This is a genomic window from uncultured Rothia sp., from assembly GCF_916715725.1.
Taxonomy (GTDB): Bacteria; Actinomycetota; Actinomycetes; order Actinomycetales; family Micrococcaceae; genus Rothia.
Genome location: NZ_CAKAPD010000004.1, coordinates 108,989 through 134,725 on the forward strand (window position 1 = coordinate 108,989; position 25,737 = coordinate 134,725).

Sequence of the window (25,737 nt, forward strand, 5' to 3'; positions counted from 1 at the left end):
TAAAGTTTCTACCGCCCCGCCTTCTTCTATGAGCAGCCTAGCTCTTTTTAGTCTTCGGGCAGAGCCTGCACGTACGTCTTTAGACGGCTAATGAAACGAGCCTCCGAGAAACCGTCAACGTGCTCGCGGATATAGTCAGCGTCCCAGTCAGTCGGGTTGAAAGCCTTGAGAGCTTCCACCAGCTGCTCCACGGTCGGCTGGTTGATGAACATGCCGGTCTTGCCCTCCTGGATGGTGTCCAGGAAGCCGCCCGCACGGTACGCAATCACAGCCTTACCGCTGGCGCCAGCCTCCAACGGAGTAATACCGAAGTCTTCATAGGAGATAGCCAGCAGAGCCAGACAGTGCCGGTACGCGTAACGCAGCTGGGCGTCCGAAATGCCAGAAACGATACGAACAGTGGGGCCTGCAAGCGCTTCAAGGCGTTCCTTTTCCGGGCCGCGACCAACCACCAGCAGCTTCTTACCCAACTCATTGCAGGCTTCAACAGCCTTATCAACATTCTTGTAGGGCAGCAGGCGAGAAACGATCAGGAAATAATCGTCCGATTCGGTGAACTCTTCCAGGCCCGGGATAGGCTCAACCGGTGCGGTGGTGTCTACCGAGTGCGGCGGGAAGAAAATCGGAACGTCCTTCTTACCGTAGACATTCTCAATACGCTTCTTAATGACGCTCGCATTCGCCACATACACAGCCGAGCGGTGAGCAGCCCAGTGATCCCACAGCATCAGTGCAGGACGCAAGGTCTTCAGCAACAGCGGCACGGGACCGGTGCTCTTCTCGCCCAGGTACTGATCGCTCAAGTACAGCCATCGCGCCGGCGAATGGCAGTAAATGAACTTGCGGCCGGCGAAGTTGAAGCCGTGCGCCCAACCGGTCGTCGATACCACAGCGCGCTCAGCCGGTACCTTCAGGAAAGAAGAAGCAATCGGCAGAATTGGCAGAGCCATGCGGTGGTTACGACGTAGGTAACCAATCTTGTTCAGCGGGCTGGTGATGATTTTCGCATCTTTGAACTCCGGGAAGGTGCCCTCCGGGTCGTACAAAGTCGTGTAAATCGGTGCGTCAGGGAATGCACGATGCATTGCCAGCACAACACGCTCCGCACCGCCACGCTGAGTCAGGTAGTCGTGGGCAATTGCTATCTCTTCAGTAGCCTCAGGCTTGACCAGCGGCACGTAACGGCGCGCCAGATGGGCAAGCTTCTTGAGGCTCTTCGGGATATCCGCGAGCACCGCGTCAGGGTTCTTCGGCCCGGTAAACGGAGCGGAGGTCAAGAGCTGAGTGAGTGACATTTTCTTTTCCTCCTAAAAGACTTTCTGAGCACGCTCAGGGTAGTGAATACCGGCGTAAGATGCAGCCTCAACCTGCAGTGCCACAAGCTTCTCAGCGGCCTTAGCGGGCAGCTTCAGCAGAATCTTATCGCTCGCATCGCCCAGAGCCTTAATGGTCTTCTCCGTGGTGAAACGAGCGAGGGTCTTGACCAGCAAACCCCACGGACCCGTCGGATTCGGGGCGGGGTGTGCTTCTTCACCATGCTTACGCACGAAGATAGTGCGGGCAGAACCCGAGTGCAGGGCACGCAGGGCACGCACAGCAGTGGTGGTAGCCTCGGCGTAGTGCTTGACCTCAACCTCATCAGAGATGATGATGCGGCCACCAGCGTCATGAACCATTTTGCCCATGTCTACGTCTTCCCAGCCGTAGAGACGGTACGCGGGGTCGTAGCCGCCAGTACGCTCAAAGTACTCCGCAGAGATAGAAGAGTTACCGTTCCAGTACAGCCAACGGCCTTCTTCAGCTACACTGAGGGCGCCCTCTTTGAATCGAGCATCGCGGAAGTTACCGTACACACGAGAGTAGGGAGTGTCCGGGTACACGTTCTTCAAGGTACCAATCACACCGTCATAATCACGGTGCAGGCGGATCTGCGCCTCGACGTAGTCGGATGCCGGCTCAAGATCGTCATCGCAACGGATGAGGACATCCGCATCAGCCGCACGGTGGCCAGCGTTCAGCGCAGCCACGCGGCCACGGTTCTCCTCGAAAACGATCTTGGTCAGGTTCAGCTTGCCTTCGGCAATGTAGCGGTCAAGCACAGCTTCACTGTTATCGATATCGCCGTCGAGGACCACGATAACTTGGAAGTCCTTCTCGGTCTGGGCGGCAAGCGCATCCAGCGGGTAGTGCAGAATATCTGCACCACCGCGAGACGGAATGATAACCGCAGCCTTGTAGCGGTGAGTAGTCGTCATAATTTTCCTTCGGGGTTTGAGTGAGAGGATATCCGTTGGGAATGGCCTATACGTTTAGAGGCACCTTAGCGGATAAAACGCTCCAGAATCTCACCAACACGGACCTTGCCTGCTTCAGGCGAGTAATTCTCCTGCCAACGCCAGAACAGCTCGGAGGTTCGCTCCGCCAGGGCATCCGTATCTTCTCGAAGCTCAGTACCCAGGCTCTTAATGGCCTGCGCAAGAGCTACCGGCTGATCAGCAGGCACAACGTACGGGTACGACGCGCCGCCCAGCACCTCCGACAGAGCACCAGCATCACTGACCACCACAGGGACGCGCGCGCTCATCGCTTCAGCGACCACCAAGCCAAAGGACTCAGGGGCAATCGAAGGTACAACAAGCATGTCAATGTCACCGAAAAGACGGTCTGGGGTAGTCCAGCCCAAACGCGTGCTGAACGTAGCAACACGGGCTAGGGCGTCCTCAACCTCAGCACGTTCTTCATCAGATGCGAAGACAGGCTCGCCACCAATCACCAGGTCGTATTCAATACCGTTAGAGTTCAAGGAACTCATCGCCTGGCACAGGGTCGCGATGCCCTTAGACGGAGTCAAACGCCCCAGGTAACCGACGCGAAGTCGGCGCTCCCCCACACGGTGATCCAGCTCGGTGGATACGCCACTGACCCAGTTCGCGAACAGCTCGCTACCGGGGCAGGCACGAGCCACATAGCGGCTAGGCACCAGGGTGACAGACGCCTTATGGCGGGCAAAGGGTACGAGCTTCGCGTTCACACCGGTAGGCAGCTGGTGCAGGTGCACGATGCGGTTCTTACGGCCGCCCGTTGCCGCTGCGGGAACCAGACCATTGCACCACAACAGAACGTCCTTATGGCGAGCGTGCCAGCTACGCAGAGCCACCATGTACTGTGCGCGGTTCTTAGCTGGCAAGACAATGCGGGGGAACCCCTCATCCGCAGCAGCTTCTACAAGCTGCTTCGGCTCGGAAGGACCCACAATAGTGACCTTGTAGCCAAGGCTACGGGCTGCGCGGGCAATGTTCAGGAGCATGACCTCGCCGCCGCCCATGTCACCGTTATTGGTGGCGATGTAGAGTTCTTTCATCGTTATACTTTCCTCGCCTGCTGACGGATAGAACTGACGTCAAACGATTTAGAAGTAGTCAACTTCTTAGGCGTTTCTTGATGGGTTACAGAGGCAGGAGCTTCATTCTCGATGAGCTCGCCGTTCTGCAGCGCAGGTTTTTTATCGCTACTCTGCACCTTCTGCATAGCACCTGGTTCCTGCTGTCCGCTATCTGAAGCATCCAGATCCTTATCCGGGTTCAGGTACAGCAATGCAAGACCCACCACGATAGCCCACGGCACAGTCAGAATCACCTCTCCAAGACGCTGAGAGGTAATAATGATAATCACCATTGCGGCTTCGGCAATAACAATGCGCTGAGTACGCTGCTGCTTCCAGATGAATGCGGCAGAAATCATCAAGGATACAACCACAATCATATAGACCCATCCGGCCTCCTGGACCAGCGTCATATATGAGTTGTGGAAGTAAAAGTATCGGTCTTGTAGCGGAACCTGTGCAGTACCCAAACCGCCGCCGTACCACGGAACCACATCAATCATGCGGTACATTCCTTCGTCAATTCGCTGACGCAATAGGTCACTACCGAGGCGATCCGAGAAAGCACCAGCACGAGCAAAGTTATCTTCCAGGTAGTTCACGCCTAGATAGAACAGATACGCCAGAACAGCTTTGCCGAAGAGATTCAGACGGTAGGAGAAGTACAACCACAGGACGGCGAATGCGTACGCCGCCAATGAAGTGCGAGAACCAGTCAGCCACAACATGCCCGCGCTAACAGCAATAGCAGCAATACGGTGGCTTGTCTTTCTGACCATAGCGACAAAGAGGAAACCGAAAAGCGCATAGTACAGACCCGATTGGTTCTTATCATTGAGCCAACCGGTCAACGTACCACCATAGTTATCAGGTGCGATACCCGCGTAGAAGCCAATGACGTTGATCAAGAGGCCAAAGGCCACACCAAACAGTAGAGAACGGATATCAATCTTCTTCTGCGCAATCTGCAGAGCAAGCAGTACCACAACCGCCATACGCACAGCACGACGAATCGCATATTCAACAGGGAAGCTGTTGAACGTCAAAGTCTCAAATAGTGCCCAGCCAATGGCCAACAGAAGAATCGTAAAGAACAAGCCGTTGTAGGTGTTCTCGATTTTGGCAGGCTTAGTCAAGTTGTAGAGTACAAGCACCATCACCACAACAGTTCCAACTGGCATGGCGAAGAACGCTGTTGTAATACCAATAAAAATCAGGCCGAACCCCGCCCAGAAATCGAGCATCGATAGCTTGGACACACTACCAGCAAGGTACTTTGCTTCAGCCTTCGCAGCCTGCCCAAAGCGAGTGGCATTGCTCGATGCGGCACCTGGATACTGGGTTCCAGATGCAGGTTGAGAGTGAGCTACAGTCATTTCTTCTCCAAAATACGAGCGTATATCTCGGCGGTCTGAGCAGCCATCTGCGCGTTTGAGATCCAGGTAAAAGGCACCGATTCCCCCTTCTGCAGTTGCGCGCGCATAGCCTGCAGAACATCCTGAGTCAGAGTTGCACTCTGGCGGTCCACCAGCTCATCGGCGCCCAGAATCTCCGGGTTGCCGCCCACAGCGGTAGCGACCGTCTTCAAGCCGGCTGCCTTAGCATCCAGCAGAGTGTAGGAGCAGTTCTCCCACACCGACAGCTGAACAATCATGTCGCTGCGGCCCATCGCCTCAATCGGGTTAACGAAACCGCTAAAGGTCACCGAATCACCCAGCTTCAGGCGCTGAGCCTGAGCCTGCAACTCGGAAGCCAAATCGCCAGAGCCCGCAATCTCAAGATGAGCCTGCGGGTAATCAGCACGAAGCTGCGCAAAAGCGTCCAGCAGCACGTCAATACCCTTCTCAGGGGACAGGCGAGACAGCGAAAGAATACGCGGACCGCCATCAGCAGGCACACACTGCTGCTCAACAGCCGCGTGCACCTCGGGAATATCCACGCCGTTGTACACCAGCTCCACGCCACGAGCGCCCCACTTGGCACGCATCTGATCAGCGGTAGAACGAGAAACAGCAATCGCCTGATTGGTACCCCACAGACGCACACGGTGTACGGTCTCCATGAGCTTAGAACGCCAAGAGCTACCGTGATACACGGAGTCATTACCGGCGATACCGTGCTCAGTGGTCAGGAGCTTCGGCACACAGGTGCCGCGCTTGATGACGCTACGGATGCGTAGCGCGTTGACTACAGCGGTCGCTACAACGTCCGCATACGCCAGGTGGCTGTGCACGATATCCGGGCGGACCTGCTCAATAGCCTTCTGTAGAGAAGCAAAGGAAGTCTTAAAACCGTAGTCGGGGCCGAAGTCAGCTTTGATGACGGTGACGCCCAGTTCCTCAAGGCGGTTCGTGAGCTTACCCTCGGGTGCGAGAACCACCAGGTTAAAGCCGGGGAGCCCGGCACGTGCCATATCGACAACGTGCCGAGCTACCCCGCCAAAATCGGGAACCGGAACGACCCATAGAGCCGTTGGTGTAGAGGTCATGCCTTAGTCAACTTTCGAGTGAGGAAAGAACGGAAGGATGCAGAAACCTTAGTTTCAATGGAAATATGCACCAGGTAGGCGAAGCAAACCACCAAAACCAATGCAATAATACGTGCCCCCCAGGGACCAGCCACCGGGTAGAACAGATCCACCAGCATATAGCCGACCATAGCGTGGCCCAAGTACAGGGGGTAGGAAATACGTCCCAAGAAATTCAGCGGACCCTTTGCAAGTACCGGAACGTTCTTCAGGTATACAACGATGAAGAACACCAGGCTAATCAGCGCCACACCGATTCCATGAGCAAGATCATGCATCAGCGCTGCGTTGAGGGAAGCCAGAATTGCAAAGTACGGAATGTGCCAGGTGAACTTTCGATCATGACTGTACATGAAGAACATCATGCCCAGACTAAAGAGCGAAGAATGTTCCGCAACCGCAGCCCACACAATCATCTTCGGTGCTCCACCGAGAGAAGCCTCAGGGTGGAAAAGCAGACACAGAGCCGTACCGATAACCGACCAGGTAAGCAGAATCGTAGTCAGCTCCCCACGGTAAATCTTTCCCTTCCTGATAATCAGGTACAGGGCGACCATCACGTAGAACTGCAGTTCAACTGCCAGCGTCCAGTACACCTGATCCACGTTATCCACACGCAGGAAGCGTTGCAACATCGTTGTGTTGATTAGGGTCTGCGGAATCGTAATATGGCGTCCGGGGTTTCCATAGATGAAATACACCAGCGCTGATACAGCCAGCGCAAACCAGTATGTCGGGTAAATACGAGAAAAACGCGAAACCGCGAACTTCAGTGCCGACCCGCTCTTGATAGCGCTGAGCAGGATTACAAAGCCAGAAATAATGAAGAAGAGCTGAACACCCAGCTCGCCCAGAGGAATATCGTAAGGCGAGGGGGCGGTTCGCGGGTAATTTTGAGTAGCCGGAATACCCAGGTGATAAATCACCACGGTAATAGCAGCCAGGCCACGGAACCCGTCTAGCTCCCGGAAACGCCCGGGAGTAATGAAATTCTGATCCAGAATTTCACCCTCCCGAGCTTTTACGGTCTGAGACTTGGCCATAGACGCTAATCCTACAGCCACTTTTCGAGGCGGTCCAGTGCGGTGAAGAAGCCTTCACCGTTGTTGATGTGGCCCTGCCAGATTTCGGGAATGAAGGATGCCTTCGGCGCCAGCTCACGCAGCTGCTTACCCAGGGATGCCCAGTCGACATCGCCTTCGCCAACCTGAACGCCCTCACCGTCAACGCCGGTGCCGTCCACCAGGTGCAGGTGAATGGACAGCGGTGCCAGCTGCTCAACAGCCTCCGACAGCGGAATGTTCAGGAAGTTGCATGCAAGCATGGTGTGGGAGATATCCAGGCAGAGTGCGGTATCGAATGCACGCGAGAACTCTGCGGTGTCCTTCGGATCCAGGAACAGGTTGTGGTACTGCTGACCACCCATCAGCCAGGGGTACGGGGGCAGAGTCTGAGCAGCCAGGCGAACGCCGGATGCGTCCAGACGCTTCAGAGCCTCACCGATACGCTCGTACTTCTCAGCACGTGCAGCAGCGGGGATGTGCTTGTCCTTGGTGAAGCCACCCATGGTCACAACCATGACCGGGTCCTCGTCTACGGTGAAGTAGCGGGTCAGGTCACGGGTGATGTCGATAGTGCGCTGGACCTCAGCGATGGAGCGCTCCCACACCTCAGGATCCTTGGACGCGAGGTCCACCAGGAAGTCACCTGCGAACAGGTCGGGCAGGTGGGTGGTGAAGCCCATGTCCAGCTTGGAGTCAAAGACGTCGTCGATGTTAATCTCGAGGTCCTTGTAGGAGAAGTGGAACTCCAGGAAGTCCGGCTTAGCCTCTTCAATCAGCGGCTTGTAGTCGTGGTAACGAACCGGCAGACCCCAGGGGCGGTCGAACTTGAAGTCGCGGCGGGTCACCAGGTCGTCCTTCAGGTCACCCTCGAAGAAGAACGAGCCTTCTTCAACGTCGCGCTGCATGGTGCGGCCCAGCAGCTGCGGCAGGTAGTTCGGCTGCAGACCGCGGCCGGGGGACTTCACAGCAACATCAGCCTCGGTCACGACCTCGCCCTTAGCGATGTGGCGGGTAGCAACCAGGGACTTTGCCAGGTTCACGCGGTTCATCAGCTCACCGGTGGACACCTCGCGAGGAGCAGCAGAACCAATAGCGGTCTCAACCTCACGGATCTGCTGAACCATTGCCTTGAATTCCTCGGGCAGCAGGGAGACGGTGTGGTCGTTACCCTCGAGGGTCTTGTCGGTGGTGAAGTGCTTCTCGATAATCTTCGCGCCGCGAGCAACAGCAGCAATCGGCACGTGGTAGCCACGCTCGTGGCCGGAGTAGCCGACCAGGCACTGACCGATTTCAGCCAGGCGGTCCATGTACGCAAGGTTGACGTCCTTGAAGGGTGCCGGGTATGCGGACTGGCACTGCAGCAGAGCGTAGGATGCGCCAGCGTTACGCAGCAGGGCAACCGACTCGCGGATTTCCTCTTCGCGGCTCATACCGGTGGAGACCAGCATGGGCAGGCCGCGGGAAGCCACGTCGCGCAGCAGCTCGTGGTTGGTCAGGTCGGCAGAAGCAATCTTCATGCCCTGGATACCGTAGTCAACCAGTGCCTGAACGGAGGGTGCGTCCCAGGGGGTGCACATGATGTCCATGTCGTGCTGCTTGACGTGGTCGAAGACCTCGTACATCTGGTCAACGGTCAGGGAGAAGCGGGACAGCAGGTCCAGGGTGTACTGAACGCCCAGGTCCTCACCTGCGGTTGCTGCGCCGCGCTGGCGGTACAGAGCGTCCATGTCGCGCAGCTGGAACTTCACAGCGTCCGCGCCGGACTCAACAGCCAGGTCCACCAGTTCCTTAGCGAAGTCAACGCTACCCTGGTGGTTGTTACCAATCTCAGCAATGATGAAGGAGGGGGAATCCTCGCTGATGGTGTGCTTACCAATGCGCAGAACGTCCTGCTCGTCCATTGCCAGCGCCACGAGGTGACCGCGCTCGTCGGTCAGCGGAACGTGGTTGATGCCCTTCGCGAAGTATCCGCGCAGGGTCTCGGGGTCAGCGTCAGCCGGTGCGGTCTGCGGGTTGGTGTTCGCAGCGTCCAGGGCGCTAGTCTCCAGGGATGCGGTCGGGTTAGCGATCAGCCAACGACGGAAGTCGCCGTCAGAGAGCGAACCACGCAGAATACCGGACTCGTTCACCAGGAAGATGATGCGCTGGCCGTTAGCAGAAATCTTCTGCAGTGCGTTGAGAATCGGGTCTTCAGCGAAGACCACGTAGGGGGCAATATTGCGTTCAATAATCACGATTTTGACCTTTTCGTTTGAGTGTTTAGTTGAATGCCTGAGTGCCGGTCAAGCCGGGAGCGGCAGACGAGGTACTGCCGCTGGTGAAGGTTACTTGCCTTCGGCCAGGATCTGAGTGAGCTGGTGCTCTGCCACGGAGAAGTCAATCGGTGCATCAATGTCGACGCCCTCGACCTCGTCCAGCATGAACAAGTCAATGGTACCGCCGGGGTAACCCGCAAGGCGGTTGTGGTGGTCCATGTACACGTGAGTCTTGGTGATGTACATCGAGCCGTTCTCGCGGTAGCGGAAGGTTTCCTTGGTCAGCTCCTGGCGGCGCGGGCGAGCCATAATCTCGAACGCTGCGGTGGGCTCACCGTCAGCGTGCCAAGTCCAGATGAACGGACCAATCGGAATCACACCGACCATGGAGTCCTTACCGTTCTCCGCAAACTGGCGGACCGCACGAGCCAGAGTACCGGGCAGACGCACCGGGCTGGTTGCCTGCAGCAGCATGACAGCCTCGGGTTCCCAACCGTTTTCGGTGTAGAACTCGATGGCGTGCTCGATGACCGGCTCGGTTGCAGTGGTGTCTTCAGCCAGGTGTGCCGGACGAATGAACGGTACCTCAGCACCGTACTCGCGGGCGATATCAGCCAGCTCAGCATCGTCGGTGGAGAGGACAACACGCAGCTCGTGCTCGCCGGCTACTTCTTCCTTAGCAGCCAGTGCCTGCTCGATGGTCCATGCGACCAGCGGCTTACCCGCGATGGGGCGCAGGTTCTTACGCGGAATGCCCTTTGAGCCACCGCGCACGGGGATGACGCAGAGAATACGCATTATGCCTCCAAAGTTTCAATCATGAGTTCAGCGATACGCTGTGCCGGTTCTTTCTTCGGCTGAACCGGTGCCGGGGTCGGTTCCTGACCCCACTGGTTCATGCCGTAGCGGTCCCAGAATTCCACAAGCCATGCCGGCGGTGCCGGGTGGTAAACCCACGCCGGGATACCGCGGATTGCAGCCTCCAAAACACCGGTAGAGAAGATGGACACCACCGGGTTTGGCACCTCGTTCAGCGGAGTGCCGGAGCGGTCAATGCGGATGCCTTCCTTCTCCCACAGCTTGTGGGTCAGCACCGACAGCTTGTCCTTCTCGCTCGGGTGCGGGCGGTAGGTTCCACCAAACTTCTTCAAGAAGGAGTGCGAAGCGTACGCGAAGGATGCGCGCGGCAGTTCCGCACCGTGCATCTGTCCCAGGAAAATCGGTTCCAGGTCGTTCTGCTTCTGCGCTTCAGCACCGGCAGCTTTCTGTGCCGCCAGGTAGAGTAGCTGCGAACCCACCGCGTGAGTGGTGACATCGCGGCGACCCGATGCCCAGAACTGGGCGTCCGCTTCGCTGAAAGCCAGCAGGGTGCATCCAACCGGTAGCGGCGGTGCCTGAGGCACCAGCAGGCCGTGCTGAACAACCCAGTACTCAGCGCCAATCGCGCGAGAGAACTCATAGGCTGCCGCACCGCGTGCCAGGTAATGACCAAGGGAAAGAACCACGCGCACACCGGGCAGGAGCCCCTGCAGCTGGTCGCCCGTCACTTCCTGCTCGGTCCAGGCATCACGGCCGTAACGCTCGGTGGCGTACTGGCCGTTGAGGTACTCCGAGGCGTCCTCGGGGACCCACAGGGCCACGCCCACGTTCTCGAGGTACTTGAGCGGCTCCAGCAGGGAGTTACGGCTCGTCGGGGAGAAAGAATCGAGCACGATGAGCACGCGGGGTACAGCGCCGCGGGTGTAGAGAACACCGCCAACAGGTGCTTCCTGTTCAGCCGCGCCCCCGCGCAGACGTCCGATAAGGCTGCGGGCCTCGCCCTTAGCCCAACGCAGGGTATTCTGGCGCTTCTGCCAGGCGGCCCATGCATCAATGTCGAGGGGATAGGTTAGGCCCATAGCTGCTCCAAAATCTTGACGCGCTGATCAAAGGTGTGCTCGGCCAGAGTACGCTTCTGACCGGCTTCACGAATCTTTCGCGCCCACTTCGGGTCACGGAAAATGCGGGTACAAATCTCGATGAGCTCATCGATGCTCTCGTACACCAAAACCTCTTCACCCGGAATGTAGTAGCGGTCCACGTCGGGGCGGTCAATCACCTGCAGGGCGCCAACGCCGGGCGCCTCGAAGGTACGCATGGTGAAGCCATCCTGGTTATTGTGGATGTTCAGCGTTGCCGGGGAGGACGCCATAATGCCGTACGCCTCGGAGCGGTCGATGTCGCGGCCGGCGGGAACACCGGAGTCCTTGAACTGCTTGGTGCGCAGAATATCGTAGGGGTGACGCGACCAGGCACGGCCGTACGCGCGAACCGGCAGACCGGCGGCGACGAGGGCCTGCAGGGTCTCCTCACGGTTGGGGTACTTAGCGCCCACGAAGTTGATGGAGTCCTCGCGCATGGGGACAACCGGGCAGTGGGTGTCGTAGGCGTTAGGCATGTCGAGTACCTCGAAACCCTGCTCACGCAGGTGCTGCGCATCCAGCGGGCTGTAGCTTGCCAGCGCGCCCAGGTGGTGCAGGTCCTCTTCGGTGTAGCTCATGCGGCGCATTTCGTCGTAGAGCCAGGTGCCGTAGCGAACACCGGAAGTCTCCAGCAGGTCCCACCATTCGCGGGAGAGCATATCGCCCTTAATGACCAGCACAATATCGGGGCGGAACTCGTTGAAAGCGTCAATAGCCTTACGGGTTGCCTGCGCTGCGAAGCTTTCGGGGCGGTACTTCTCGGGCAGCTCGTGGGCAAGCTTGTTGAGGATACGCTCGGGCAGAGTACCCGGCGCATCGTAGATGTGGGTGCGCACTTCGTATCCGTGCACTTCCAGAGATGCCTGAATTGCCTTCCAGTACCCGTGGAATGCGGGCGAGAGCAGTAGAAGTTTGGGCTGAGTCATATGAGGATTGAATCCTGTCGGCGTTTGCTATACGAACCCGCAGGGTAAAACCGTGCGGTGCTATGTGTTGGAGTGAAGAGGAACGGAAAGTTTCACCTAGAACTTGAGGCAAAACATACCTACTGAAATTTTACAACGAAAGCAGGAGACGACACACTCGAGTGCACTGTGTCGCCTCCTACGTTCTATATGTGCCTTCTGTGATGTCGCGTTCAAAATCTTGCGTAACTACCGCTGTAGATCCCGCACGTTTCGCGTCTAATTCTCGCGGCGCTCTGCCTTGGCGATACGCTCCAGCTCGGTGGCGAGAAAGCCACGAGCATCCACGTCCTTATTGCGCAGGCCGCGTACCGAGTTCACCAGGAAGTTCGCGTAGCTGGTAGCACGCAGAGCAACAGCAAGTTTCTTCTCCCAGCCCCACTTATCCGCATAAATGAAACGAGCAGTGGTCAGCCACTGTACACGACGCTCAGAAGGCGAAGATCCGCCACCCTCGTGGGTTACAGTCACCGAAGGAATCAGGTAACGGTCCACGCCAGCGTTCGAGAGGCGATACTGGAAGTCCACCTCTTCACTGTTCATGTAGAAACGCTCATCCATGCCGCCAAGGCGGTTGAAGGTCGCGCGAGGAACAACCATGCACGCACCCATAACCCAGTCGACCTTCGCGTCCGAGGTGCCGGTGCAGGCCTCAACATCGTGGCCAACACCGCGGTGCCACCAGTTGGTCGGCTTGAAACGAGCCAGCGGGGTGAACCATTCCCATGCCACATGTGCCGCGGTGGGGAACTTGCGAGCCACCCACTGCTGCTTGCCGTCGTGGCCAATAATCTGCGGGCTAGCCAGGATCTCGCCGTGGCGTTCCACGGCTGCAAGCATACGCGAGACGAAGCTGTTATCCAGCTCCAGGTCGCTGTTGAGGATGAAAACCCATTCACCGGTCGCGGCAGCAACACCGGAGTTCACAGCCTTACCGAAACCACCGTTGACGGGGCGGCGAACCACGGTCACACCCTCAACCTCGGGGAAGGGGGTGGGAGAAACATCATCAGAGACAATAATCTCGATATCGGCGGGGTCAATGCCCTGCTGAGTACGCAGAGTGTCAATAATGGCAAGAACCGGTTCCGGCTCGCCGTAGAAAGGAATAACCGCAGAAACGCGGGGAAGGAAGGTCATGTATTACAATCTTTCTTGAGTGAGAGGGATAATAGAAACCACCGTAGCGGTGGGTGCTATCGTCTCTAGGATTATACAACTTCACTACTTTTTCAGCTGCACTTTTCGATTACCTATACAGGTAACAAATACTCACCCACTATCAACTCGCCATCTTACACATTCGAAAGGGGACTTTCTCGTGGATTCTGATATCCAACCCATCAATGAATCAGAAAGGGTCGCCGTATACACTGTTCAGCAACCCGCTTTCAAACGTGCTGTCACTGCAGCTTACAGCTCTATTCGCCATAAGTATTTGGGGAAATATATTAACCTTCTACGTCGCGGTGAAAAATTTATTCTCCTTTCCTACCCTATCTCCCGGGGAGGCAATTGGCTGTATCTATGGGCCCGCGCTGCGACTCTGCGCCATCACGGTACCGATAAAGCATCTTTGCTCTACGGTCCCGGTATGGAGGCATGGACCGAGGAATTCCCGAAACTTGCCTCTATTACGGCTCCTTTGTCAGAGTACACGTTCTTCACCCGCCGTAGCGGCTACTTCCCGACGGATATTGAGAAAGATATCAGCGAAGAAGATTTGCACTTTTTTATTCGCGAATATCTTCTTTCTTCAGAGGCCTTTAGTGAGCGCCTTGCAAGAATGCAGAATGTAGTGGATGAAAATTCTCTCGTCATTAATGTTCGCCGAGGCGATTACTATTCCGTGCCTCAAATTAGTGAGGTTTTCGGAATTGATACGGTGACCTATGTGGAGGAAGCACTGAAGAAGCTTCAGGATACCGTTACTCCTTCAAAAATTATTTTTGTATCAGATGATCTTCAGTGGTGCGAGGAAAATCTCTCACATCTGAGCTCAGTTGCGCCCTGCATTTTCGAAAAGCAGGGATCTGGCATGTTCGATGACCTGGCCCTTGTGGCTAGCGCGCCTTACCTGATTCTAACCAATACGACCTTCGGCTATTGGGGGGCTTACATCGGTGAGTTGTTAGCTCAGAAGGTTGTCCTTTCCCCTGATATTCATCAAGTTATTCCTGTAGACGATCGTGCCTATCAGAGCCGCCCAAAGATGCACCGCACTCATTGGGTTGCTGTGCATCATCCCGAAGGTAAAAACTGGATTACGGGTGAACTGCTGTGATTAACGCTCTTAAATCCCTCAAGCATCAGCTTTTCCTGCTAAAAATTAATCGTGATAAAAAACGCGAAGCGATTGAGCTCCGTGAGAGTGCTGAGTTTAAAGAGCGTTACGCTTCACTCAACAAAACATTTACCCACGCGGATCTCCCCTCTGGTCCCTTCATCTGGGGCATAACCATGGTGAAAAACGAAGCAGATATCGTCGAGCAGACGATCCGACATCTACTCAATCAAGGTGTGGACCATATCTTAGCAGCCGATAATGGCTCTTCTGATGGGACCTATGAGCTGCTGCTCGAACTCAGCAAGAATCTACCGGTGCACGTTATTCAGGACCGTGAGCTAGCCTACTACCAGTCAGAGAAAATGACTTGGCTTGCTGACCGGGTGATGGAAGCGGGCGCTGAATGGATTATCCCTTTCGACGCTGATGAATTTTGGTATGGTGTTTCTGCTCCGCTATCGGAAGTCCTACGCTCGCAAAAGGGTCATACTGTCGAGCTGACGAAGCTGTACAACGTTTTTCCCAGTATTGAAGGACCTACTCTCAGGATTGATCCAACTCCCCACTGGGATCTGAAAGTGTGTTTCTCACGCTGGGAGAATGCAGTTATCAAAATGGGCAACCATGAGGTCATTGCACCGGGTAAGCAGAAGCTTAATGAAGTTGCTATCATCCACTACCCCTGGCGTTCAAAAGAACAATTTACGCGCAAGCTACGTCAAGGGGCTAAGGCGTTGGAAGCCACCAATCTGCCTGAAGAGATGGGATACCATTGGAGACGTAATGGTGATATAACCGTTGAAAGTGCTACCCCCCTATGGGAAGCACTTTTGCGCGGCGAAGTTAACCATGAAACCGTCACTTGGCATCCAACTGGCCCTCTTACATCTATTGGCTCTTTACCTCAAGAGTTTAAAGAAATCGTTCATTTGCTCAAAGAAAAGACGGCTACAGGTATTTAACACGGATATTTCCAGACGGTAAAAAATACAACATAAACAAAAGAAGGGGCTCTCGTTCATGACGAGAGCCCCTTCTGCTTTAGATATGCAACCTATGAGACTAATCCGGCAACTGGCCCAGCTTCACCAGGTTAGCGAATTCAGCGTTGGCCTGCTGCACCTCCACAAAGGTACCTTGATTAGCAATCTGTCCCTTGGAGAGATAAACCAGCTGGTCAACATTACGAACCGTCGACAATCGGTGAGCCACGATAATGACCGTAATGTCCTTAGAAATACGCTCGATGGTCTTCGTGATCTTGTGCTCGGTCTCGTTGTCCAATGCGCTGGTTGCTTCATCCAGAATCAACACACTCGGGTTACGGTACAGTGCACGGGCGATACCCAGGCGCTGCTTCTGACCACCCGACAAACGGGTGGCGTTGTAGCCAATCTTAGTTTCCAGGCCATTCTCCAGAGAGTCGATAACCTCGGTCAGAGCAGCCACTTCGAGGCAGTACTTGACACGTTCCACGTCAATTTCCTCAGGCTTTAGTCCGAATGCTACAGCCTCCAGCACAGTGGAATCTGCGATAAAGACATCCTGGGGAACGTAGCCGATATGTTGGTGCCAGGAACGCAGGTCCTTCAGAATCGACTCACCATTCTGCAGCACCTGACCACGGGTCGGTGCAAAGAGACCCAGAATAAGGTCAATCAGAGTAGTCTTACCCGAACCAGAACCACCCACAAAAGCAATTGAGGAGCCCATCGGGATATCAAGAGTGATGTCCTTCAGCACAGGCTTATCACCGTCAGGGTACTGGAAGGTCAGATTATCAATCTGAATATTAACAGGCTCAATGCTCTTGTTGATGTAGTCGTGATCCTTCGGGACGACCGGTGCGGAGGGCATCTTGAACATACGCTCTTCAGGGGTAAGGTGTTCAAGCTCTTCCAGCAGTGTATCACTCGCATGTTCACCTGCACGGATGCTACCAAGAGAGGCAACCATACGGGTGTAGTTAGGCAAAATACGAATGCAGGCACCAGCAAAGAGAAGCAAATAGCCAGTGCTATCAGCACCTTGCGTAGCGCTCATAAAGGCCAAGAGAGCAGCAATACCAACAATGAAGATGATTTCCAAGGTGTACTTCGGGAAATCGGAGAGGAAAGCACTACGCATTGACGCATTAACAGAGTCAATTCGCTTTTCCTGGTAGCGGTAGGTGTAGCGTTCAGTCACACCGTACATGCGGATTTCACGGAAGCCCACTACAGCTTCGATAGCCGCGTCCAGCGCGCCCTTAGTCGCATTCAGTACGATGACGCCCTGTTCGCGGTTCTTGCGCTTGAGCACAGCCTGTAGCACGAACGAAGCCAGACCGAAGTAGATAAAGGCGAGAAGAGCAGGCACCGGCATAATGACTAGTAGCATTACCATCAACACAATAATTGACAGTAAGTCACCGATAAAGCCAAGCACACCGTTGACAAAGGTACCGTAGGCCTGACCCACCACATCATTTACGGAGTTCAGCACCGGGGCGGTACCACGCTTACGGTGGTCCAGGTAGGGCTCGCGCATGTAGCGGTTTAGCAGAGTCACTGAAACAGCGCTCTGCTGGGTGGCGATGAAGCCGAGGCTCCAGCGACGAATAATTAGGGAGAAGACACCCTTGAAAACAAATGCTGCGACGAGAGCCACGCCGAAGATAACAATTAGGGTGGGGGTATCCGGATCGCCGAAGAAGTTAGAAACTTTCAGGATGAAGCCTTCACGTGGGGTTCCCATAGCGAGGTTCACCAGAGGAAGCACGAGAGCCACACCAAGCATCTCAAAAAGCGATACCGCAAAGAGACCCAAAATGTTTAGTACCAAGAGCCTAAACTTTTTACCCGGGAAAAAAACCCGAATTTTAGAGTAAACACTCTTCACAATAAAACCTATACCTTCTGTGAATATTTTTTCACAATGAAACGATGAGCTGGACGCTCAATATAATAATGAGCCAGCAGCGCGAGAATACTCGCGATGATAAGAGAAACTACGACGTACACCAGACCCGTTATACCGCCGTGAGCGGATGCAGCCGAAGGTACCGATCGCACGTAAGCCAGCACCAGCTCATGCACCAGGTAGAATGCGAAACTTGCTTCACCAGCAACGACCCCAATCTTCCAGAACACGTTCTTTTCGCGAGGCTGAGCGGAACGTTGGATATCCCAGAGCCCCAATACAAGAATCAATACCGCCCAGACCGGTGCCAGTAGCAGGCCATGAGCCGTCTGTAGCAGGTAGAACTTCGAGCTGACGTACATGGCGCCGAGAGCTATAGCAATCATGGCCAAGCAGTGGTAACCGTGAATCACGGGAACGCGGTAACCATCACGCACCTTGAGAGCAAAGAGGCCCAGAGCCAGGCCGAGTGCGAACTCGCCCGAGCGCAGAAGTGGGTTAGCGTACACCACCACGTCCATAAAGTTCGACTGGGCGGCCAGAATATAGGAGACCGTTGCCATCAGTAGGAACCAGCCACCCAGTAGAGCAGCCTTCACACGGTAGCGCATACCATCCAGGCGGTTCAGTACGAACGGGGTCATGAGGTAGAAGAATGCCTCGCAGGAGAGTGACCAGCTCACCGCATTATTTGAGAAAATAACTTCCCAGGACGGTACCCATGCCTGCAACAGAACCAGATTCAGCAATGCACTCAGCGGGTTGAGGTCTCCAGCAGAGTTAGACACTCCGAACAGTAGAAGACCCAGCAACGCCACGCAATAGAAGAAGAGATGCAGAGGGTATACCCTCGCAAAGCGGCGAAGATAGAAGTTCTTCGCCCCAGCGTTCTTGTTATACGACCATGCCAACACGAATCCAGAAAGAATAAAGAAGAGCGAAACACCCACATAACCGAGGCGCGCACCCGGAAGCCAGTTAGCCCATTGAGTCCCGTGGATAACGTGGTACCCGAACACAAGAAGTGCCGCCGGACCGCGCACAGCAGTCAGAGAATCCAACATAATCCTGGATGCTGGGCGTACGGGCGCTGTCATTAAGCATCTCCCTTAGCAATCGAACCGTCTTCATTCCAGTAACGCCACTGTAGGAATTTGCCCCACACCATCGGCCCCTTAGCTACGAATTTAATACGCTCATCGGGACGGCCATGCGAAATGTTCTCCCATACCTCAGCAATTTCAGCATCGCTGAGCTTGCTACCCGCTTCCCAGTGAGGCGCGAAGTAGCTCAAATCCTCACCAGTACGACGGGAGGTCTCGGTTCCCACGCGTACCTTACGGGCAATCTGAGCAATGCCTCGGTACTGCAGGTGAACAATCTCAAGTCGCTGCTCAATATCGCCAAGACGGCACACATCGTGATTACCTGGGATGACCACAGCGAAGGGGTGGGAACGGAAAGCGCACTTACCCGGGAAGGGGTAGGAAGCGTCCATCACCAATTCGGTGTCCACGATGTTCTCAGGCGAATCAACGGTAGGTACAGTGTGGTGGAATCCTGCATAGTAGATGCCCATGTTATCGGGTGCGTTGCGCAGGAAATCACCAAGCTTCTCATCCTCCGCATACCAGAATTCGTCACCATCAAAAGGAATAATCCAGCGAGCGCCACTACGCCAAGCCAAGTGCGAAAGATAGGTTATCTTCTCAGACTGAATATGCCGGTCGCAGTTATCTTCAGCAAAGATAAGTCGCGAATCCTCGTTTGCTCGCTGACGCAAGTACTCACGAGTACCATCAGTCGAGAGGTTGTCAGCGACAATAATCCGATCAATTCCCTGGGCAAAAAGATGGTCGAGCACAGAGGGCAAAATATCTAGCTCGTTCTTAACGACAGAAACAGCCCACACTTCCTGACGAGGACCTTTAAGACGCGGTGCAGGAAGGTTATGGACTTTGAGAAAACGAATGGCTTCAACCTGATCTCGCCAGAGTTTAGGGGTGTTTCGCCGTTTAAAGGAATAACTAAGCTGACCCAATTCTGAGCGGATTTTTGAGAGAAGGTTCATGATGCCTTTCTCGACCCGTCACAAGATATAGACGAGCCCATGAGTTTGAGGAGTGATGAGTAGATGCTAGCCATAATTCTAACACGCAGGCTTTCCTCGCCCTCAGAAAGTTTTCTGTACTTTAGGTCATTTTTCGTTCGAGAATACTCAATAGTTACGTCAACATTATGTACATCTGTAGGGTATTCGCCACACGCAGGAAAAGGAACCGTTGAAGGTGCAAGTAACTCGGTATGATAGATACTATTCATTCAACCAACCCGACACTTCCGGCTTCCCTGTTCACTGTTGGGTACGTCAATTAGAAAAGGCTTTTTGATGGGCATCTTCAACATTAAGTCCCTCAAGGACAAGTACGCGTGGGGGTCCTCCGAGGACAAAACCAACTCCGCAGAAACCGCCGAGGAGCACCCGGCACCCCCCGCTTCTTCCTCCGCGAATATTGCCGATGGAGTCCGTTCCCTCATTAAGAGCAACCCCGAACTGGCAGGCAAGAACCGCCGCGGGGTAGCCGGTCGTACCATCACCCCCGACGGTTCGCTCCGCGAAGCCATCGAGGACTATAAAGATCACTCCCCCACCAAGGTAACCGTACAGGAAGTCACCCCGGAAGAAGAGCTCAGCGCCGACGGCACCGCAACCGTCTCCGCGCAGCCCCTCACCCACACCGATATCGAGGCTACCCCCGGTGACATTCTCGACGTAGACGAAAAGCCCGCAGGACCCAACATTATCCGCGTGGGTCAGCGCAACGCGCCCACCGTTGATGCCGAAGAGCTTGCCAACCCCGAAGAAGCCAACAGCCAGAATACGCAGGCTTCCCGCCAGACAACGAAACCCCGCAGCGAACGCCCCTCCCTCTTCAAGTTCTCCCCCAGCACCCTCAACCAGGCTGACAGCACACGTAAGGACGGCCCCTTCGAAGCGCTCTTCGTGTGCACCGGCAACATTGCCCGTAGCGCATCCGGCGAGGTCATCTCCAAGCACCTTGCCGCCGAGTACGGTCTGGAAGACAAGTGGATTTTCGCCAGCGCAGGCACCGGTGCCCTCGTCGGCCACGGCGTCTACGAACACGTGGCCAACGAACTCATTGAGCGCGGCTACAACCCCGAAGGTTTCGCGTCCCGCCAGCTCAACGGCCAGATTATTGAGAACGCCACCATCATCCTGGTGGCTGAGAAGGTGCATGCCGACTGGATTGTGCGCGAGTGGCCCCAACACCACTCCAAGATTAAGCTGCTCAAGCAGGTTGCACGTATCCGCGAAGATGCTCGCCGCGCCGAACCGCTGTCCTACCTCTACTCTTACGGCGCCCGCCCGCTTGATACCGACAAGCTGGAAGACCCCTACCGCCGTGGCCCCGCAGCCGCTAAGGTCGCAGTGGACGAGGTGGAGCAGTCCCTGCGCGTGATTCTGCCTTGGCTCGCACAGGCGCATCGCTAACCATACGAGGCTAAATACAGCGCTAACCCGGCTGGAACAGATATCTGTTCCAGCCGGGTTAGCTTTAGCCTCTACAACTTAGCCTCAAGAGTAGAAAGTCCCCCGCCGACAGTAGTCAGCGGGGGACTTTCGTTAGGCTTTAGAAGCTTAGTGATCGAAAATCTCGGTCACAGAACCCTCGTCGAAGACCTCGCGGATAGCGCGAGCAATCAACGGAGCAATGGAGAGAATAGTCAGGTTATCGAACTGCTTCTCTTCCGGCACAGGCAGGGTGTTGGTCACGACGACCTCCACAGCACCGCACTGAGACAGACGCTCAGCAGCCGGGTCAGACAGAACCGGGTGAGTTGCTGCGATGATAACTTCCTTCGCGCCCTTGTCCATGAGGACCTTCACAGCGCCAGCAATGGTGCCGCCGGTGTCAATCATGTCGTCAATCAGCACGCAGGTGCGACCCTCAATGTCACCTACAACAGTCTTAGAAACAGCCTGGTTGGGGACATTAATGTCGCGAGTCTTGTGCACGAATGCCAGAGGTGCGCCATCCAGCAGGTCAGCCCAGTGCTCAGCCACACGCACACGACCGGTATCCGGAGAAACCACGGTCACGTTCGACAGGTCCTCAACGCGCTCACGGATATGCTTAGCCAGCACCGGGATTGCGAACAGGTGATCCAGCGGACCGTCGAAGAAACCCTGAATCTGCGAGGTGTGCAGGTCCACGCACATCAGGCGGTCAGCACCAGCAGTCTTGTACAGGTCAGAAATCAGACGTGCCGAGATAGGCTCACGACCCTTGTGCTTCTTATCCTGACGAGCGTAGGGGTAGAAAGGAGACACCACGGTAATAGAGCGAGCGGATGCGCGCTTGAGCGCATCGATCATAATGAGCTGCTCCATGAGCCACTCGTTGATGGGTGCCGGGTGCGACTGAATCACGAAAGCGTCCGCACCGCGCACCGACTCCTCAAAGCGAACGTAGGTCTCGCCGTTGGCGAAGGTGTATGCGGAGGTGGGCAGCAGGTCGTGATCAAGTGCCTGTGCAATCTCCTCGGCAAGCTGGGGGTGTGCTCGACCGGAGACCACTACAAGCTTGCGCTCACCGGGGTTGGTAATCTCGCTACTCATGGTGTTGTTCTTTCCTCGAATTAGGATTCTGCCGGTTCCTGCGCACCAGCAGCTTTAGCTACCTCGGCGGGTTCGGTACCGGCACGGTTCTTCAGGACCCAGCCATCGATGGTGCGCTGGGAAGTCTCAGAGTAGGCGAGGGCGCCCGCAGGAACATCCTTACGGATCAGCGCGCCCGCGCCGGAGTAGGCACCGTCACCGACGGTAACAGGTGCAACATAAATGCCTGCGGAGCCCATGCGAGCATGAGCACCAATAACGGAACGGTTCTTCACCAGACCGTTGTAGTTCGCGAAGATAGAGCCAGCACCAATGTTTGCGCCCTCACCAATGGTGGCGTCACCAACGTAGGACAGGTGCGGAATCTTTGCGCCATCACCAATCTGCGAGTTCTTAGCCTCGCAGAAGGTGCCAAGCTTAGCGTCCTTGCCCAGAGTGGTACCGGGGCGCAGGTATGCGAAGGGGCCAACAGTTGCGCCTTCACCAATGACAGCACCGAAACCGTGAGCGCGGATGACGGTAGCGTCAGCCTCAACGGTCATGTCGGTCAGGGTGGTGTCCGGGCCAATGGTGGCGCCGGTAGCGACGGTGGTGGAGCCGTGCAGCTGCACGCCCGGCAGCAGGGTTACGTCGTTCTCAATGGTGACGGTGACGTCAACCCAAGTGTTCTCAGGATCAACGATGGTCACGCCGTTACGCATGTGAGCCTCGAGGATGCGGTTGTTGAGCATACGACCCAGCTGAGCCAGCTGCACGCGGTCGTTAGCGCCCTCGACCTCCCAACGGTCCTCAATAGCCAGAGCGGAGGTGCGGTGACCCTTCGAACGAGCAATGGACAGAACGTCAGTAATGTATTTCTCGCCCTGAGCGTTGTTGGTGGTCACCTCAAGCAGCGCCTCACGCAGGACTGCAGCATCAAAAGCGTAAATACCGGAGTTGATCTCGGTGATTTCGAGCTCTTCGGGGGAAGCGTCCTTCGCCTCAACAATGGCGGTGACTTCGCCAGCCTGGTTACGGACAATACGGCCGTAAGCGCCGGGCTCATCCACGTGGGTGGTCAGCACGGTGACAGCGTTCTTATCTTCCTCGTGGAAAGCAATCAGTTCACGCAGGGTCTCGGGGCGCAGCAGAGGAACGTCGCCGTAGGTCACCAAAACGGTACCGGAAACGGTTTCCTGAGCATCCAGAGCGTTCAGACCGACCTCAACAGCGCGGCCGGTACCGGGAATCTCATCCTGGTCAACAATGGTTAATTCAGAATCAAAAGCCAAAACGTGCTCAGCAACCTTATCGCGCTGGTGGCGCACCACAACAGCAAGGCGCTCAGGGTTCAGGTCACGTGCAGCGGCGACAGCGTGCTCAACCATGGAACGACCACCAATGCCGTGCATAACCTTGGGGGTAACGGACTTCATGCGCGTACCAGCGCCTGCGGCGAGAACAATTACCGCAGAGGGTGCCAGTTCAGTATTCACTGGGAAGACTCCTTAGACGAGGTTGTAAGAGCGAGGAGCGAGCGCGGACCGCTAACTCTCTAATCAACGGTGCCGTTGAGTGCTTACGCTCCGCCACTAGGACTCGAACCTAGACAAACGGCTCCAAAGGCCGCTGTGCTGCCATTACACCATGGCGGATTATCCATACATCGCCGATAGTCCCCCGAAGGTCCCCACCGTCGTTAGCCGCCATTTTGGGCACAGAACAGCGCAATGCAGGAAATGCTTTCCTCAGTTTATCAAATATCTGTCCTCAACCTCGCCGCGCACCCAGGCAAAACCCCGCGGCATTTCTCAACACTGATGTAGCCCCTCATCAAAGCTTGGAGCGCTACTTGAACCGAAGACTCACCCTGTACCCTAGAAGGCGTGGCACATCTACTTGGCGGCGAATCGCTGCACCTCGAATTCCCTACCCGAACCATCTTTGAAGGCATCACGGTCGGTCTGAACGAAGGCGACCGCATCGGTATTGTCGGCCGTAACGGCGACGGCAAGTCCACCCTCATGAAGATCCTTGCCGGCCGGCTCGAACCAGACTCCGGCCGCGTCACCGTGCGCGGCGGCACCCGCATCGGCTACCTCGACCAATCCGACGTACTCGACGACGACCACACGGTCGGCTACGCGATTGTGGCCGACACCCCCGAATATGAGTGGGCGTCGCAGGCGCGCATCCGCGACGTTATCTCCGGTCTGGTCTCCGACCTGCCCTGGGACGCGCCGGTTTCTTCTCTTTCTGGCGGTCAGCGTCGACGCGTAGCGCTCGCCTCCCTGCTCGCGCAGGAGTGGGACGTGCTGATGCTCGACGAGCCCACCAACCACCTGGACGTTGAAGCCATCACCTGGCTCGCTAACCATCTGAAGTCCCGCTGGTCCAAGAATGCTGGCGGACTCATGGTCGTCACCCACGACCGCTGGTTCCTCGACGAAATCTGTACCGACACCTGGGAAGTGCACGACCGCATCGTCGAGCCCTTCGAGGGCGGCTACGCAGCGTACATCCTGCAGCGTGTGGAGCGTGACCGTCAGGCAGCCGCAGCGGAGGCGAAGCGTCAGAACCTGATGCGCAAGGAGCTCGCTTGGCTGCGCCGCGGTGCGCCCGCGCGTACCTCCAAGCCGAAGTTCCGCATTGATGCCGCCAACGCCCTCATTGCGGACGTTCCGCCGGTGCGTGACACCGTGGAGCTGAAGAAGATGGCGGTCTCCCGCCTCGGCAAGGACGTGGTCGACCTCGAAAACGTTTCCGTCGTCTACGACGACCCCTCAATGCCCGGCGGTAAGCGTCCCGTGCTGAAAAAGGTCACCTGGCGTATTGCCCCCGGCGAGCGCACCGGAATCCTGGGCGTGAACGGCGCAGGTAAGTCCACTCTGCTCTCCCTGGTGACCGGCGATCTGAAGCCGACCGAGGGCCGCGTCAAGCACGGTAAGACTGTGAAGATTGCGACCCTGACCCAGCAGCTCGATGAACTCAACGAGGTTGCTAACGACCGCGTCTCGGATGTGATTGGTCGCAAGAAGCGTAGCTACATTGCCGATGGTAAGGAGCTGTCCCCCTCGCAGATGCTGGAGCGTCTGGGCTTCACCAGTGCACAGCTGTCTACCCCGGTCAAGGACCTTTCGGGTGGTCAGAAGCGTCGCCTGCAGCTCATGCTGATTCTGCTGGATGAACCGAACGTACTGATTCTCGACGAGCCGTCCAACGACCTGGATACCGATATGCTCGCCGCGATGGAGGATCTGCTGGACACCTGGCCGGGCACCCTGCTGGTGGTCAGCCACGACCGTTACCTCATGGAGCGCGTGACCGACCAGCAGTACGCCGTGATTGACGGTTCGTTCCGCCATCTGCCCGGCGGTGTGGACGAGTACCTGGCGCTCTCGGCGGCAGGTGCTGGTGGCTCTGCCGCCGGTTCCGCACAGGCGCGTTCCGCCTCCCCGACGCAGAAAGCTTCAGCGCAGGAGGCTGAGACAGCTGCTAAGCCGAAGGTTTCCGGTGCCGAGCAGCGTGCGGCGCAGAAGGAATCCGGTGCAATTGAGCGCCGCTTGGCGAAGCTTGCCACGGAGCAGGAGAAACTCTCCGAGCAGATGAGCGCGCACGATGCCTCGGACTACGCCGGTTTGGCGGCACTCGGTGAGCAGCAGCAGGCGCTTCAGGACGAGATTGACGAGCTAGAAATGCGCTGGCTCGAACTCTCCGAACTGCTGGGCTAACGCCTACTGATATAGAGGAATGCCGGTTCTAGATTCAATCTAG

Annotated in this window: 20 protein-coding genes and 1 tRNA gene; 4 read left to right on the forward strand and 17 right to left on the reverse strand. The window is 56.2% G+C overall.

Features of this window, described 5'->3' with window-relative positions; translation table 11 throughout:
- Window positions 1–47: 47 nt before the first annotated feature.
- The 11 genes from QZ822_RS04015 to QZ822_RS04065 form a co-directional block, all read right to left on the reverse strand.
- On the reverse strand, window positions 48–1,295 hold the full coding sequence (locus QZ822_RS04015; protein ID WP_049355031.1) for a glycosyltransferase: 1,248 nt from the start codon (window positions 1,293–1,295) through the stop codon (window positions 48–50).
- Between the two features lie 12 nt (window positions 1,296–1,307).
- Window positions 1,308–2,255, reverse strand: coding sequence for a glycosyltransferase family 2 protein (locus tag QZ822_RS04020; protein WP_049352040.1), 948 nt, complete (start codon window positions 2,253–2,255; stop codon window positions 1,308–1,310).
- A gap of 65 nt (window positions 2,256–2,320) precedes the next feature.
- Complete coding sequence (locus tag QZ822_RS04025; RefSeq protein ID WP_049346739.1) at window positions 2,321–3,361, reverse strand: glycosyltransferase family 4 protein; 1,041 nt, start codon at window positions 3,359–3,361, stop codon at window positions 2,321–2,323.
- A 2-nt stretch (window positions 3,362–3,363) separates the two neighbouring features.
- Window positions 3,364–4,758 carry an O-antigen ligase gene (locus QZ822_RS04030; RefSeq protein WP_294642774.1) on the reverse strand — a complete coding sequence of 465 codons (1,395 nt, stop codon included), beginning with the start codon at window positions 4,756–4,758 and terminating at the stop codon, window positions 3,364–3,366.
- A complete protein-coding gene (locus QZ822_RS04035; protein WP_049355029.1) occupies window positions 4,755–5,870 on the reverse strand; it encodes a glycosyltransferase in 1,116 nt (371 codons plus the stop codon). The genes QZ822_RS04030 and QZ822_RS04035 overlap by 4 nt, the downstream gene beginning before the upstream one ends.
- Entirely contained in the window at window positions 5,867–6,952 is a 1,086-nt protein-coding gene (locus QZ822_RS04040; protein ID WP_294642776.1) for an acyltransferase, read from the reverse strand. Before QZ822_RS04040 ends, QZ822_RS04035 begins: the two co-directional genes overlap by 4 nt.
- A gap of 11 nt (window positions 6,953–6,963) precedes the next feature.
- Window positions 6,964–9,207, reverse strand: coding sequence for an N-acetylneuraminate synthase family protein (locus tag QZ822_RS04045; RefSeq protein WP_049355027.1), 2,244 nt, complete (start codon window positions 9,205–9,207; stop codon window positions 6,964–6,966).
- Window positions 9,208–9,297: 90 nt separating this feature from the next.
- Window positions 9,298–10,026 (reverse strand): cytidylyltransferase domain-containing protein, encoded by a 729-nt coding sequence (locus QZ822_RS04050; RefSeq protein WP_294642780.1) that lies wholly within the window; start codon window positions 10,024–10,026, stop codon window positions 9,298–9,300.
- Window positions 10,026–11,126, reverse strand: a complete 1,101-nt coding sequence (locus tag QZ822_RS04055; protein WP_294642782.1) for an RNA-binding protein — start codon at window positions 11,124–11,126, stop codon at window positions 10,026–10,028. Before QZ822_RS04055 ends, QZ822_RS04050 begins: the two co-directional genes overlap by 1 nt.
- A complete protein-coding gene (locus QZ822_RS04060) occupies window positions 11,117–12,115 on the reverse strand; it encodes a glycosyltransferase (protein ID WP_294642784.1) in 999 nt (332 codons plus the stop codon). The genes QZ822_RS04055 and QZ822_RS04060 overlap by 10 nt, the downstream gene beginning before the upstream one ends.
- A 258-nt stretch (window positions 12,116–12,373) precedes the next feature.
- Window positions 12,374–13,294: a glycosyltransferase family 2 protein gene (locus QZ822_RS04065; protein WP_294642786.1), complete on the reverse strand. Its 921-nt coding sequence runs from the start codon at window positions 13,292–13,294 to the stop codon at window positions 12,374–12,376.
- 181 nt (window positions 13,295–13,475) lie between these two features.
- On the opposite strand from QZ822_RS04065, the gene QZ822_RS04070 reads away from it, so the two are divergent.
- Window positions 13,476–14,438, forward strand: coding sequence for an alpha-1,2-fucosyltransferase (locus tag QZ822_RS04070; protein WP_049355022.1), 963 nt, complete (start codon window positions 13,476–13,478; stop codon window positions 14,436–14,438).
- Window positions 14,435–15,403 carry a glycosyltransferase family 2 protein gene (locus QZ822_RS04075; protein WP_053089017.1) on the forward strand — a complete coding sequence of 323 codons (969 nt, stop codon included), beginning with the start codon at window positions 14,435–14,437 and terminating at the stop codon, window positions 15,401–15,403. Before QZ822_RS04070 ends, QZ822_RS04075 begins: the two co-directional genes overlap by 4 nt.
- Before the next feature lie 100 nt (window positions 15,404–15,503).
- Here the strand turns inward: QZ822_RS04075 and QZ822_RS04080 are convergent, their stop codons facing one another.
- The 3 genes from QZ822_RS04080 to QZ822_RS04090 form a co-directional block, all read right to left on the reverse strand.
- Complete coding sequence (locus QZ822_RS04080) at window positions 15,504–17,177, reverse strand: ABC transporter ATP-binding protein (RefSeq protein WP_239663442.1); 1,674 nt, start codon at window positions 17,175–17,177, stop codon at window positions 15,504–15,506.
- Window positions 17,178–17,329: 152 nt separating this feature from the next.
- Window positions 17,330–18,406: an acyltransferase gene (locus QZ822_RS04085; protein ID WP_049346759.1), complete on the reverse strand. Its 1,077-nt coding sequence runs from the start codon at window positions 18,404–18,406 to the stop codon at window positions 17,330–17,332.
- A 32-nt stretch (window positions 18,407–18,438) separates the two neighbouring features.
- Window positions 18,439–19,254 (reverse strand): glycosyltransferase family 2 protein, encoded by an 816-nt coding sequence (locus tag QZ822_RS04090; RefSeq protein WP_239663441.1) that lies wholly within the window; start codon window positions 19,252–19,254, stop codon window positions 18,439–18,441.
- 477 nt (window positions 19,255–19,731) lie between these two features.
- Here QZ822_RS04090 and QZ822_RS04095 point away from each other — a divergent pair, with 477 nt between their 5' ends.
- Window positions 19,732–20,856 carry a low molecular weight phosphatase family protein gene (locus tag QZ822_RS04095; protein ID WP_049346761.1) on the forward strand — a complete coding sequence of 375 codons (1,125 nt, stop codon included), beginning with the start codon at window positions 19,732–19,734 and terminating at the stop codon, window positions 20,854–20,856.
- Between the two features lie 147 nt (window positions 20,857–21,003).
- Here QZ822_RS04095 and QZ822_RS04100 read toward each other — a convergent pair whose 3' ends face one another.
- The 3 genes from QZ822_RS04100 to QZ822_RS04110 all read right to left on the reverse strand — a co-directional run bounded on the left by QZ822_RS04100 (window position 21,004) and on the right by QZ822_RS04110 (window position 23,618).
- Window positions 21,004–21,984 carry a ribose-phosphate diphosphokinase gene (locus QZ822_RS04100; RefSeq protein ID WP_294642793.1) on the reverse strand — a complete coding sequence of 327 codons (981 nt, stop codon included), beginning with the start codon at window positions 21,982–21,984 and terminating at the stop codon, window positions 21,004–21,006.
- Window positions 21,985–22,004: 20 nt separating this feature from the next.
- Window positions 22,005–23,459 (reverse strand): bifunctional UDP-N-acetylglucosamine diphosphorylase/glucosamine-1-phosphate N-acetyltransferase GlmU, encoded by a 1,455-nt coding sequence (gene glmU / locus QZ822_RS04105; RefSeq protein WP_294642795.1) that lies wholly within the window; start codon window positions 23,457–23,459, stop codon window positions 22,005–22,007.
- An 88-nt stretch (window positions 23,460–23,547) separates the two neighbouring features.
- Window positions 23,548–23,618, reverse strand: a tRNA-Gln gene (locus QZ822_RS04110).
- Window positions 23,619–23,849: 231 nt separating this feature from the next.
- Between QZ822_RS04110 and QZ822_RS04115 the strand changes: the two genes are divergently transcribed.
- Complete coding sequence (locus QZ822_RS04115) at window positions 23,850–25,694, forward strand: ABC-F family ATP-binding cassette domain-containing protein (protein ID WP_294642796.1); 1,845 nt, start codon at window positions 23,850–23,852, stop codon at window positions 25,692–25,694.
- Window positions 25,695–25,737: the final 43 nt, after the last annotated feature.